Annotated in this window: 9 protein-coding genes; 8 read left to right on the forward strand and 1 reads right to left on the reverse strand. The window is 70.3% G+C overall.

Annotated features, from left to right (window positions below):
• The first annotated feature begins 31 nt into the window (after nt 1-31).
• Complete coding sequence (locus ACTWLT_RS20725; protein WP_445319798.1) at nt 32-955, forward strand: phytoene/squalene synthase family protein; 924 nt, start codon at nt 32-34, stop codon at nt 953-955.
• A gap of 46 nt (nt 956-1001) precedes the next feature.
• Here ACTWLT_RS20725 and ACTWLT_RS20730 read toward each other — a convergent pair whose 3' ends face one another.
• Nucleotides 1002-2087: a serine hydrolase domain-containing protein gene (locus tag ACTWLT_RS20730; RefSeq protein ID WP_445319799.1), complete on the reverse strand. Its 1086-nt coding sequence runs from the start codon at nt 2085-2087 to the stop codon at nt 1002-1004.
• A 55-nt stretch (nt 2088-2142) separates the two neighbouring features.
• Here ACTWLT_RS20730 and ACTWLT_RS20735 point away from each other — a divergent pair, with 55 nt between their 5' ends.
• From ACTWLT_RS20735 to ACTWLT_RS20765, 7 genes are all read left to right on the forward strand, one after another.
• Nucleotides 2143-3654, forward strand: a complete 1512-nt coding sequence (locus ACTWLT_RS20735; RefSeq protein WP_445319858.1) for a dihydrolipoyl dehydrogenase family protein — start codon at nt 2143-2145, stop codon at nt 3652-3654.
• 103 nt (nt 3655-3757) lie between these two features.
• Nucleotides 3758-4759, forward strand: a complete 1002-nt coding sequence (locus ACTWLT_RS20740) for a LacI family DNA-binding transcriptional regulator (RefSeq protein WP_445319800.1) — start codon at nt 3758-3760, stop codon at nt 4757-4759.
• 379 nt (nt 4760-5138) lie between these two features.
• Nucleotides 5139-6518, forward strand: coding sequence for an ABC transporter substrate-binding protein (locus tag ACTWLT_RS20745; protein ID WP_445319801.1), 1380 nt, complete (start codon nt 5139-5141; stop codon nt 6516-6518).
• Between the two features lie 86 nt (nt 6519-6604).
• Nucleotides 6605-7561: a carbohydrate ABC transporter permease gene (locus ACTWLT_RS20750; protein WP_445319802.1), complete on the forward strand. Its 957-nt coding sequence runs from the start codon at nt 6605-6607 to the stop codon at nt 7559-7561.
• Nucleotides 7562-7574: 13 nt separating this feature from the next.
• A complete protein-coding gene (locus tag ACTWLT_RS20755) occupies nt 7575-8462 on the forward strand; it encodes a carbohydrate ABC transporter permease (protein WP_252417131.1) in 888 nt (295 codons plus the stop codon).
• Nucleotides 8463-8536: 74 nt separating this feature from the next.
• Entirely contained in the window at nt 8537-10186 is a 1650-nt protein-coding gene (locus ACTWLT_RS20760; protein WP_445319803.1) for a glycoside hydrolase family 13 protein, read from the forward strand.
• Between the two features lie 157 nt (nt 10187-10343).
• Complete coding sequence (locus tag ACTWLT_RS20765; protein ID WP_445319804.1) at nt 10344-13196, forward strand: galactose-binding domain-containing protein; 2853 nt, start codon at nt 10344-10346, stop codon at nt 13194-13196.
• Nucleotides 13197-13264: the final 68 nt, after the last annotated feature.

The raw sequence follows: 13264 nt of genomic DNA on the forward strand, positions 1-13264 counted from the left end.
CGATTGGTGCGTCGATAAGGGAGGAGGCCCGGTGGACACGAATCTCATCGCCGCCTATGACCGGTGCCGCGAACTGCACAGACGGCACGGCCGCACCTACTATCTCGCCACCAGGCTGCTCCCCGCGTGGAAACGGCGACACGTGCACGCCCTCTACGGGTTCACCCGCTACGCCGACGAGATCGTCGACCGCACCGAGGACCTGCCGCCGGCTGAGCGGGCCGCCCGGCTCGACGACTGGGCCAACCGGTTCGTGGCCGGTCTGCACGGCGCGCCGGTCGACGATCCGCTCCTGCCGGCCGTGCTGCACACGATCGCCGTCTTCGATCTCGACCGGGACGACTTTGCGTCGTTTCTGACGAGCATGGCGATGGACCTGACCGTCACCGCGTACCCGACCTACGACCATCTGCTCGACTACATGGAGGGCTCGGCGGCGGTCATCGGCACCATGATGCTGCCGATCCTGGGCAGCTCCGACCCGGCGGCCGCCCGGGAGCCCGCCCGGCAGCTCGGCTTCGCCTTCCAGCTCACCAACTTCATCCGGGACGTCGCCGAGGACCTCGACCGGGGCCGCACCTACCTGCCGGACGAGGACCTCGCGAAGTTCGGCGTCACCCGCGACGAGTTGACCCGGGCCAGGGTCCGGGGGCGCGGCACCCCCCGGACCCGGGAGCTGATCGAGTACGAGGTCACCCGGGCCCAGGCCCACTACGCCGCCGCCGCGCCGGGCATCACCATGCTCGCGCCCGCCTCGCAGGCATGCATGCGCACCGCGTACGCGCTCTACGGCGGCATCCTCGACGAGGTGGCCGCGCAGGACTACGACGTCTTCACCCGGCGGGCCCTGGTGCCGCAGCGACGCCGGATGGCGGTGGCCGCCCGCGCACTGCTGACCTCGACCGGTACACCGGTCACGATTCCCGGGCCGACGGTCCACCCGTCGGCCCGGTGACCGCGAGCACCGCGATCGTGCTCCTCACCCGGAATGGGGCGGCAGCTCAGAGCACCGAGTGCAGCGCCTCGACCAGCTCGTCCACCCGGTCGTGCTCGGCCAGTCGGGCGGTGGCGTACGCGAAGGTGTAGCCGCGCTCCGGGTCGGCCCACGCGCTGCTGCCGCCGAGGCCGCCCATGCCCCAGCTGCCGTCCGGCTCCCACTGCATGCCCAGCGTCCATGCGACCTGGCGGTCCAGCACCAGGTCCGGCCCGTCGTACTGGACCCGGGTCGCCTCGGTCACCAGGTCCTGGCCGAACAGCCGGACGTCGTCCAGGACGCCGCCGGCCAGCAGGCCGGCGTAGAGCCGGGCCAGGCCGGACGCGGTGGCGTGCAGGTTGACCGCCGGCATCTCGGCGCCCCGCCAGAGCGGAGTGTTCAGCACGGCGAGATCCTGACCGCCGGCCGGGTTGCCCATGGCCCGCGCCCGCAGTGATCCCGGCTCCCCGAGCGCCCGAACCGGCCACTGCGGGTCGCCGTACCGCAGGTCCGCGCAGCGCCGCTGGTCCGCCTCGGACAGCGCGAAGCCGAGGTCCAGCCGCCAGGGACCGGCGATCTCGTCGGCCAGGAAACGGCCCACCGGCCGACCGTCGACCCGGCGGACCAGCTCGCCCACCAGGTGCCCGTACGTCCAGGCGTGCTCCCCGGCCACCGAACCGGGCGCCCATTCGGGCTCGGCGGCGGCCAGATCCCCGGCGAGCAGCGCCCACTCGGCGATCGCGGTGGCCGGCCGGGGCACCGGGAAGGCCGGCAGCCCGGCGGTGTGCGACAGCACCTGGCGCACCGTGGCCGGGGTCTGGAACTCCGGCCAGTACCGGTCGACCGGCGCGTCGAGGTCGACCCGCCCCCGGTCGACCAGCATCAGCAGGCAGAGCGCGGCCACCGGTTTGCCGACGGAGTAGACGTTGACCAGCGTGTCCGGCCGCCACGGGTCGCCGCCCGCCGAGCCGCCCGCCGCGCCGGTGCGGGAGCCGCCGGTCAGGTCGAGCACCGGGTGGCCGTCGTACCAGACGGTCAGGCTGGCGCCGGACTCCCGGCCGGTCGCGAGCAGATCGTGGAAGCAGGCCCGGACCGGAGCGAAGCGTTCGTGCATGGCGCCACCGTAGGCGGCCCGGGCAGTGAGCGCGCCGACTTTTCCCCGGACCCCGATGGTCGGGGCGGGATCGCTGGGGGATGCTGTCCAGGTGGCGGAGCCGGAGCTGGTGGATGTGGTCGTGATCGGGCTTGGCGTCGGCGGCGAGGAGGTGGCCGGGCGGCTCGCCGAGGCCGGTCTGAGCGTCGTCGGCATCGAGCGGGACCTGGTCGGCGGGGAGTGCCCGTACTGGGGCTGCATCCCGAGCAAGATGATGATCAGGGCGGCCAACGCCCTCGCCGAGGCGCGCCGGGTCGACGGGCTGGCCGGGACGGCGCAGGTCCAGCCGGACTGGGCGCCGGTGGCGAAGCGTATCCGCGAGGAGGCCACCGACACCTGGGACGACACGGTCGCGGTGCGGCGGTTCACCGATCGGGGCGGCCGGTTCGTCCGGGGCAGCGGTCGGCTCGACGGCCCGGGTCGGGTCCGGGTCGGCGACCAGGTGTTCCAGGCCCGGCACGGGATCGTCCTGGGCACCGGCACCCGGCCCTCGGTGCCGCCGATCGACGGCCTGGCCGACACTCCGTACTGGACCAACCACCAGGCGATCGAGGTCGAGCAGTTGCCGGAGTCGCTGCTCGTGCTCGGCGGCGGCGCGATCGGGCTGGAGCTGGCCCAGGTCTTCGCCCGCTTCGGGGTCCGGGTCACCGTCGTGGAGGCGCTGGACCGGGTGCTGGCCCTCGAGGAGCCGGAGGCGTCCGAGGTCGCCGCCGCGGCGCTGCGCGCCGACGGCGTGGAAATCCACACCGGGGTACGCGCGGAGCGGGTCGAGCACGACGGGGACCGGTTCACGCTGCGCGGCGCCGGCGGAGCGGAGTTCACCGCCGACCGGCTGCTGGTCGTGACCGGACGGCGGGCACACCTGGACGAGCTGGGGCTGGACACGGTCGGCGTGAACGCCAACCAGCGCTACCTGCCGGTGGACGACCGGTTGCGGGTCTCCGACGGCATCTGGGCGGTCGGTGACGTGACCGGCGAAGGCGCCTTCACCCACATCGCCATGTACCAGGCCGGCATCGTGATCGCCGACGTCCTCGCCAACGCCCGGCAGGCGAAGGCGGGGCCGGACGCCAGCGGGACCGCCAGCGTGGTCGGGGGCGCGATGGGCGCGGCCAGCTCGCTCGGTGCCAGCGGGTCGAGCGGGTCGGCCGGCAGCGTGCCGCGCGCCGACTACCGGGCGCTGCCCCGGGTGACGTTCACCGACCCCGAGGTCGGCGCGGTCGGGCTGACCGAGCGGCAGACCCGGGAGCGCGGCATCAACGTGCAGGTCGGCTTCACCAAGCTCGGCAGCTCGACGCGGGGCTGGATCCACCGGGTCGGCGACGAGGGGTTCATCAAGCTGATCGCGGACGCCGACCAGGGCGTGCTGGTCGGCGCGACGTCGGTTGGTCCGGCGGGCGGCGAGGTCCTCTCGGCGCTGGTGGTGGCGGTGCACGCGGCGGTGCCACTGAGCCAGCTCCGGCACATGATCTACGCCTACCCGACGTTCCACCGCGCCATCGAGGACGCACTGCGCGACCTGTCCTGACACTGTCAAGAGGGAAGCGACGGGCAAGGCGCGGCAAGGATGCGGCAATTGCTCGGCAGTTGGCTGTTCATTTCTTTCATTCTGGTGACGTACGATTGCGACCGTGACCAAGCGGTTAACTGAAGTTGCCAAGAAGGCGGGCGTCAGCGAGGCCACCGTCAGCCGGGTGCTCAACGGTCGGGACGGGGTCTCCGAGGCGACCCGGACGGCCGTGCTGACGGCGCTGGACGTGCTCGGCTACGAACGGCCGACCAAGCTGCGTGGCGAGCGTGCCCGGCTGGTCGGGCTGGTGCTGCCCGAGCTGCAGAACCCGATCTTCCCGGCGCTCGCCGAGGTGGTCACCGGCTCCCTCGCCCAACGGGGCTACACCCCGGCGCTGTGCGCCCGCACCATCGGCGGCGTCTCCGAGATGGACTACGTGGAGATGCTCCTCGACCACCAGGTCTCCGGGGTGATCTTCGCCGGTGGCTCGTACGCGCTCGCCGACGCCAAGCACGACCACTACCGCCGGCTGACCGACCGTGGCCTGCCGGTGGTGCTGGTCAACGCGGGCGTGGACGAGTTGGGCTTCCCCCGGGTGTCCACGGACGACGCGGTGGCGGTGGAGCAGGCGTACGGGCACCTGCGCTCGCTGGGGCACGAACGGATCGGGATGGTGCTCGGCCCGGAGGGGCACGTGCCGTCCCGGCGCAAGCTGGACGCGATGGTCCGGGCGGCGGGCTGGGCCGACGACACGGACTGCGTCGAGCGTTCCAGCTTCTCCATGGAGGGGGCGCGGGTCGCCGCCACGAAGCTCGTCGAGCGTGGCGTCACCGGGATCATCTGCGCCAGCGACGTGCTGGCCCTGGGCACGATCCGGGCCGCGCGCCGGCTGGGTCGTGTGGTGCCGACCGACGTGTCGGTGGTGGGCTTCGACGACTCGGCGTTCATGACCTGCACGGACCCGCCGTTGACCACCGTTCGGCAGCCCATCGAGACGATGGGGCAGGCTGCGGTCGACCTGCTGGTGACCCAGATCGAGGGTGCCGGCGTGCTGCAGGACGAGTTGCTGTTCGAGCCCGAGCTGGTGGTACGCGGTTCCACCGCACCGGCCCCCGGCCGCTGACGGCCCCGCCCGACGACTGACTGGTCCACCCGGCCACGGGTCACCCCCTGGCCGCCGAAACGGCGCTCCGGCCGCCGACCGCTTCCCGCGGTCGGCGGCCTTTTTCGTCGTTGCTGAGGGTGAGCAGGGCCGGCGCGATCCGGCCGTGGCCATAAAGGACGAAAAGCCGACATCTCGGTCTGCTTTCAAGATCTTGCCAATATCTGTCGTTAGTAAGTCGTGTCCTTTCACAACAGAATCGATACCTTGCCGAAATGAGTCGGCCTCGCTACAGTGACTCCACTCACACCTGGCTCCGACGCAGCTACTGGGCGTCAGGTCGTATCACCGCAGATCAGCGAAGGTCATTGGAGACACCCGTTCCCGAAGGGATGGACAGATGTCCGTACCGCAATACCGAAAGGCTGCGGCGGTTGCGCTCGTGGCCGGCCTGGGGCTCAGCCTCACGGCATGCTCCACGAAGAGCGACGACAAGGGCTCGAACGCTGGCGGCAAGGTCACCATCACCGTCGACTGCCAGCCGGTGGGCGCTCAGAAAGAGCTGCTGAAGAACTGGAACGACGATGTCGCCGAGTTCCAGCGGCAGAACCCCGACATCATCATCAAGAGCGTGAGCGTCGGCGAGCAGTGCAACAACCCGCCGGACTTCACCGCCCGCCTCGCCGGCGGCACCGTGACCGACGTGTTCTACGGGTACATGACCGATCTCCAGCAGGTGCTCGACTCCGGTCAGGCGATGGACATCTCCCAGTACGTCAACAAGGACACGATCGCGACCTGGGAGAGCGTCGACCCGGCGCTCAAGGAGGTCTTCACCGACGGCGGCAAGCTCTACGCCGTTCCGGTGGATAACTACTCGATGGGCCTGCTCTACAACAAGGCCCTGTTCCAGCAGGCCGGGCTGGACGTGAACAACCCGCCGAAGACCTGGGCCGAGGTCCGGGCCGCCGCCAAGAAGATCTCCGCCCTCGGCAACGGCATCGCCGGCTACTCGGAGTACAGCGCGGGCAACACCGGCGGCTGGCACTTCACCTCCCTGCTCTACTCGCAGGGCGGCCAGGTGCTGACCGAGGACGGCAAGAAGGCCGACTTCAACAACGCCATGGGCAAGCAGGTCCTGCAGAACCTCAAGGACATGCGGTACGGCGACAACAGCATGGGTGCCCGTCAGCTGCTCCAGTGGGGCGACCTGCTGACGAACGCCGGCGCGGGCAAGGTCGGCATGTTCATCGGCGCGCCGGACGCCACCCAGGCGATCGTCAGCCAGTTCCAGGGCAAGTTCCAGGACTGGGCGATGGCTCCGCTGCCCGGCCAGGACGGCGCGGCGAAGGGGACGCTCGGTGGCGGCGAGGGCTACTTCTTCAAGAAGGACCTCAGTCCCGAGCAGGTCAAGGCCGGTCTGAAGTGGATCGCGTACCAGAAGCTCACCCCGGGCAAGGGCCAGTTCGACTACGCCCGGGCCAAGCCGCAGAACTACCCGGTGGGTCTGCCCCAGCCGCTGCTCTTCGCCAACGGCAGTGACGCGCAGAAGCAGGAGCTGGAGCTGCGTAAGGCGAACGCGAACGTCGACACGGCGAACTTCGCGCTCTTCGAGGCGACCCCGGTTCCGATCAAGGGTGAGCCGCGCAACGCCCAGGCCGTCTACGCGGTGCTCGACGCCGCGATGTCGGGTGTGCTGACCAACCCGAACTCGAACATCGACGCACTGCTCAAGACCGCCGAGGAGAAGGTCAACCAGCTCCTCGCCGCCGAGAGCTGACCGATCGTGTGGGGGTCGGGACGCCGACCCGACCCCCACGCCAATCGCATCACATCTCGACGTGACCGACTCACCCAGGAGTTGCCTTGGCGATCACCACCGTCCCGGAGACCCCCAGGAAACCGGGCCGCCCGCCGTCGCCGTACTCGGCGAGGCCGCAGCGCACGAGTCTCGGCCGCAAGGTACGGGACAACCTCAGCGGTCACGCGTTCTTGATCGGGGCGGTGCTCTGCTTCGTCGTCTTCTCCTGGTACCCGATGGTCCGCGGCATCATCATGAGCTTCCAGCGGACCCGGCGCGGCGAGACCACCTGGGTGGGCTGGGACAACTACTCCCGCATCATCGCCGACCCCAGCTTCTGGACGGCCTGGCAGAACACGTTCTACTTCACAGTCCTGGCGCTGGCCCTCGGGTACGTGGTGCCGTTCTTCGTGGCGATCCTGCTCAACGAGTTCCGCCACGCCAAGGGGTACCTGCGGATCCTGGTCTACCTGCCGGTGATGCTGCCGCCGGCCTCGGCGCTGTTCCTCTTCAAGTTCTACGCGTACGACCCGAGCGAGGCCGGGCTCTTCAACGCGATCCTCAAGGCGCTGCACCTGCCCACCTCGCAGTGGATGCAGTCGCCCGAGATGACGATGCCGGCGATGGTGGTCGCGTCGACCTGGATGAACATGGGCGGCGCGGTGCTGATCTACCTGGCGGCGCTGCAGAACATCCCCGGCGAGCTCTACGAGGCGGCCGAGCTGGACGGCGCCGGGATCTGGCGGCGGATCGTCAACGTGACGATCCCGCAGACCCGGCTGATCCTCGCGCTCCTGGCGATGCTGCAGATCGTGGCCACGATGCAGCTCTTCATCGAGCCACTGATCCTCGCCAACGGCGCGGGCACGGAAGACTCCGCGACCTCGGTGGCGTACCTCATCTACCAGCATGGCTTCTTCCAGAACGACCTCAACGGCGCCGCGGCGCTCGGCGTGATCATGCTCGTGGTGCTGGCCGGCTTCTCCGCCGCCTACCTGCGGCTGAGCGCGAAACAGGACTAGGACGGGACGGGAAATGGCACAGGACTCCGGAACCCGGACCCTCATCTCTCACGCGCAGCTCAGCCGCGGGCGCGGCAAGGTCATCTACTGGACGCTGCTGGCCGTCGTCGTCGTGGGCTTCACGCTCGTCTTCCTCGGGCCGCTCTACTGGATGGTCACCGGCGCGCTCAAGTCCGGCCAGGAGATCGCGCAGACCCCGCCGTCGCTGTTCCCGAAGGATCCGCAGCCGCAGAACTACGTCGACGCGTGGAACAACCTCGACCTCGCCAAGCTGCTGTTCAACACCTTCTACTACGCGGCCGGCGCCGTGCTCTTCCAGTTGGTCTTCGACACCGCCGCGGCGTACTCCCTGTCGAAGCTACGACCGATGTTCGGCAACGTGATCCTCGCCCTGATGCTGGGAACGCTGATGATCCCGGCGATGGTCCTCATCGTCCCGCAGTACGTGACCGTCATCGACCTGCCGATCCTGCACATCAACCTGCTCGACTCGCCGTTCGCGATCTGGCTGCCGCTGGTCGCGAACGCGTTCAACATCTTCCTGTTGAAACGGTTCTTCGACTCGATTCCCGAGGAGCTGATGGCGGCCGCCCTGATGGACGGGGCGACATCGCTGCGCACGCTGTGGTCGATCATCCTGCCGCTGTCGCGCCCCATCCTCGGCGTCGTCTCGATCTTCGCCGTGACGGCGGTCTGGAAGGACTTCCTCTGGCCGAAGCTGGTCATGCCGTCGCCCGAGACCCGGACGGTCAGCGTCGGCATCTACGCCTTCTCCGGTGGGACGCCGATGAACGTGGTGATCGCCGCGTCGGTCATCGCCGCGATCCCCACCGTCATCATCTTCCTGATCTTCCAACGGAACATCATGTCCGGCCTGACCAGCGGCAGCCTCAAGGGATAGGCCGAGGATGTTGGCCCCGCACATATCTAGGTCCGGCGAACCCGCCGACGTACTGACGCAGAAAGCAGGTGCTCGTGTCCACAGCAGACAGCAGTCCGTGGTGGCGTGGAGCGGTGATCTACCAGGTGTACCCACGTAGCTTCGCCGACGGCAATGGCGACGGCATCGGCGACATCGCCGGCATCCGGTCCCGGCTGGACCACCTGTCCGCGCTCGGCGTCGACGCGATCTGGTTCAGCCCCTGGTATCCCTCACCGATGGCCGACGCCGGCTACGACGTGTCCGACTACCGCGACATCGACCCGGTCTTCGGCACCCTCGCCGAGGCGGAGGCGCTCATCGCGGAGGCACACGCGCTCGGCATCCGGACCATCGTCGACGTGGTGCCGAACCACTGCTCCGACGCGCACCCCTGGTTCCAGGCGGCACTCGCCGGCGGGCCCGGCGCACCCGAGCGGGACCTGTTCTGGTTCCGCCCCGGCCGAGGCCCGAACGGTGACCAGCGGCCCACCGACTGGGTTGGCGAGTTCGGCGGCGAGACCTGGACCCGCACCACCAACCCCGACGGCACCCCCGGCGACTGGTACCTGCACCTGTTCGCCCCGCAACAGCCGGACTTCAACTGGGACCACCCCCGGGTACGGGCGGAATTCGAGGACATCCTGCGGTTCTGGTTCGACCGGGGGGTCGACGGCATCCGGATCGACTCGGCCGGGCTGCTGGTCAAGGACGGGGAGCTGCCCGAGGTCCGACCGGACCAGCCGCACCCGTTCCACGACCTCGACGGGGTGCACGACATCTACCGGGGCTGGCGGCGGGTCGCCGACTCCTACCCCGGCGAGCGGGCCCTGATCGGTGAGGTGTGGCTGCCCGACCGGCAGCGGTTCGCCAACTACCTGCGCCCCGACGAGCTGCACGCGGCGTTCAACTTCGACTTTCTCGGCTGCGCCTGGGACGCCTCGGCGCTGCGCGAGAGCATCGACGGGACGCTGAGCGCACACGCGCCGGTCGGCGCGCCGGCCACCTGGGTGCTCTCCAACCACGACGTCACCCGGCACGTCACCCGCTACGGCCGGGCGGACACCACGTTCAGCTTCGCCGCCAAGCGTGAGGGGATCCCCACCGACCTGGAGCTGGGCACCCGCCGGGCCCGGGCCGCCGCGCTGCTGTCGCTGTCGCTGCCCGGTGCCACCTACGTCTACCAGGGCGAGGAGCTGGGCCTCTACGAGGTCGAGGACATCCCGTTCGCGATGCGCCAGGACCCGATGTGGGAACGCTCCGGCCGGATCGACCCCGGTCGGGACGGCTGCCGTGTGCCGCTGCCCTGGGCCGGTGACGAGCCACCGTTCGGCTTCAGCCCCGATGGCGCGGTAGCGCCCTGGCTGCCCCAGCCGGCCGACTGGAAGGACCGGACGGCGCGGACGCAGACCGGCGACGCGGCCTCGATGCTGGAGCTGTACCGGGCGGCGATCGCGATCCGGCGGGCCGAACCGGCGCTCGGCGACGGCCAGATGACCTGGCTGCCCGCACCGGACGGGGTGCTCGCGTACAGCCGCGGCGGTGGCTTCCGCTGCCTGGTCAACATCGCCGACTCGTCGGTCCCGCTGCCCGCCGAGGGGGAGTTGCTGCTGGCCAGCGGGCCGCTCGATGACGGGCTGTTGCCCCCGGACACCGCCGTCTGGCTGCGTACCAACGAACCGGCGGACGGCCCGGACCTGAACTGATCGCCGTGGTGCCGGCGGCCCGTCCCGGCGGCCGGCACCACGTCACCCACCCCGGCCCCGTGAGGGCCGTCGGAGGAAGGAGGGAACGAGGGGAACACGCCACGCCGCACGGACACGGGGGGATCTGGCCTGCCTGACGAAAGGGAGAGCGCAGCTCATGGCCAACCACACCACCGGCACCCCGCACCACCTCCGACACCCGACCCGGGCAGGGTTGGCCGCCATCGCCGCCACCCTGCTCGTCGCGACATCGCTGACCGCCCTCGCGGTCACCGGCACCGCAACCCCGGCCTCGGCAGCCGGGCTGTCCCCCTTCGACATTCCCGGTCGGGGGGCCACCGTCCCGTTCATCGAGCACGAGGCGGAGAAGGCCGCCCACAACGGCACGAAGATCGGCCCGGACCGGCGCTACGGCACGCTGCCGTCCGAGGCGTCCGGCCGGGAGGCGGTCACCCTCGACGCCGTCGGCGAGTACGTCGAGTTCACCCTCACCGCCCCCGCGAACGCGGTGACCTTCCGGCACAGCCTGCCGGACAGCCCCGCCGGCACCGGCCGGGACGCCTCCATCGACCTGCGGGCCAACGGCAACCTGGTGAAGTCGGTCCCGGTGACCTCGCGGTACGGCTGGTACTACGGCGGATACCCGTTCAACAACAACCCGGGCGACACCAACCCGCACCACTTCTACGACGAGACGCGGGCGTTGTTCGGCAGCACCTACCCGGCCGGTACGAAGGTGCGGTTGCAGGTCTCCTCGACCGCCCAGTCACCCAGCTTCACCATCGACCTGGCCGACTTCGAGCTGGTCGGCGGGCCGATCGACAAGCCCGCCGGTGTGCTGGACGTGGTCACGGACTTCGGCGCCGACCCGAGCGGCGCGACCGACTCGACGGCGAAGTTCCAGGCGGCGGTCGACGCCGGGAAGGCCCAGGGTCGGGCGGTCTGGATCCCGACGGGCACCTTCACCCTCTGGGACCACGTGGTGGTCGACGGGGTGACCCTGCGCGGCGCCGGCCCGTGGTATTCGGTGCTCGGCGGCCGGCACCCCACCGACCGTAAGCGGGCCGCCGGCATCTACGGCAAGTACGTCCCCGGCGGCGGCTACACGGGAGGGGTCCGCCCGCACGAGGCCGGTGGTCCGAGCCGCAACGTCACCCTGCGGGACTTCGCCATCATCGGCGACATCCGGGAACGCGTGGACGAGGACCAGGTCAACGCCCTGGGCGGGGCGATGACCAACTCGGTGGTGGACAACCTCTGGCTGGAGAACACCAAGGTCGGGGCGTGGATGGACGGCCCGATGGACAACTTCACCATCCGCAACAGCCGGATCCTGGACCAGACCGCGGACGGGGTGAACTTCCACACCGGCGTGACCAACTCGACGGTCACCAACACGTTCGTCCGCAACACAGGCGACGACGCGTTGGCGATGTGGGCGCAGAACGTGCCGAACGTCAACAACTCCTTCACGCGCAACACCATCGGGGTGACCCTGCTGGCGAACCACCTGGTCAGCTACGGCGGTCGAGACATCAAGATCACCGACAACGTGACGGCCGACTCGCTGACCAACGGCGGCGGCATCCACGTCGCCAACCGCTACCCGGGGGTGCAGGGCGAGACCGCGGTCCGGGGCACCTGGACGATCGCCCGGAACACGCTGATCCGTAACGGCAACTCGGACTACAACTGGAACTTCGGCGTCGGGGCGATCTGGTTCTCCGCACTCAATGAGGCGTTCCAGCAGGCCACCATCAACATCACCGACACCGACATCCTGGACAGCTCCTACGCGGCGCTGCACTGGATCGAGGGCCAGACCAGCGGCATCAACCTGAGCAACGTGCGGATCGACGGCGCCGGCACCTACGCGCTCCAGGTGCAGGCCCCCAGCCAGGTGTCGTTCACCAACGTACGGGCCACCAACATCGCGCAGAGCAACCCGATGCACAACTGCGTCGGCGGCGGCTTCCAGATCACCCAGGGCGCCGGCAACTCCGGCTGGTACACCCCGACCCCGTACTGCGGCCCGTGGCCGGCCCCGCAGTGGGGCGGTGGACCCACCACCCCGCCGCCGACGACTCCGCCACCCACCACTCCGCCGCCGACGACGCCGCCGCCCACCGGCGGGAACCTGGCACTGAACCGGCCGGCGACCGCGACCAGCACCAACCAGACCTACACGGCGACCAACGCGGTGGACGGCAACGCGGCCACCTACTGGGAGAGCGCCAACAACGCCTTCCCGCAGACCGTGACCGTCGACCTGGGCTCGGCCCGCCCGGTCGACCGGGTGGTGCTCAAACTCCCCGCCGGCTGGGAACGACGTACCCAGACCCTGTCCGTCCTCGGCTCCACCGACGGGTCGTCGTACGCCACCCTCGCGGCGTCCGCCGGCCGGGTCTTCGACCCCGGGGCGGGCAACGCCGTGTCGATCGGCCTGCCCGCCGGCGACCGCCGCTTCATCCGGGTCAGCGTCACCGGTAACACCGGCTGGCCGGCCGCCCAGCTCTCCGAGGTCGAGGTGTACGGCGGCACGCCCACCACCCCGCCCCCGACGACGCCGCCACCGACCACGCCGCCGCCCACCGGCAACCTGGCGGCCGGACGGCCGGTCACCGAGACCAGCCACTCCGAGGTGTACGCCGCGCCGAACGCCGTCGACGGCAACGCGGGCACCTACTGGGAGAGCGCCAACAACGCGTTCCCGCAGTCGCTGACCGTGGACCTGGGCGTCGACCGGACGGTGTCCCGGGTCGTCCTGAAGCTGCCGCCGGCGTCGGCCTGGCAGACGCGCACCCAGACGCTGTCGGTGCTCGGCTCCACCAACGGCTCGACCTTCACCACCCTGAAGCCGTCTGCCGGCTACACCTTCAACCCGGCCAGCGGCAACACGGTCACCGTGACCTTCGCGGCGACCAGCCAGCGGTACCTGCGGCTGACCGTCACCGGCAACACCGGCTGGCCCGCCGGTCAGCTCAGCGAGTTCGAGGTCTATTCCAACTAGGCCGGCGGCCCGGAGCAGCGCAGCCCCGGGCCGGACCGATCCCCCGTCCCTCCACCGCACCGTCCCCC

This window comes from Micromonospora yongxingensis (genome assembly GCF_052601155.1).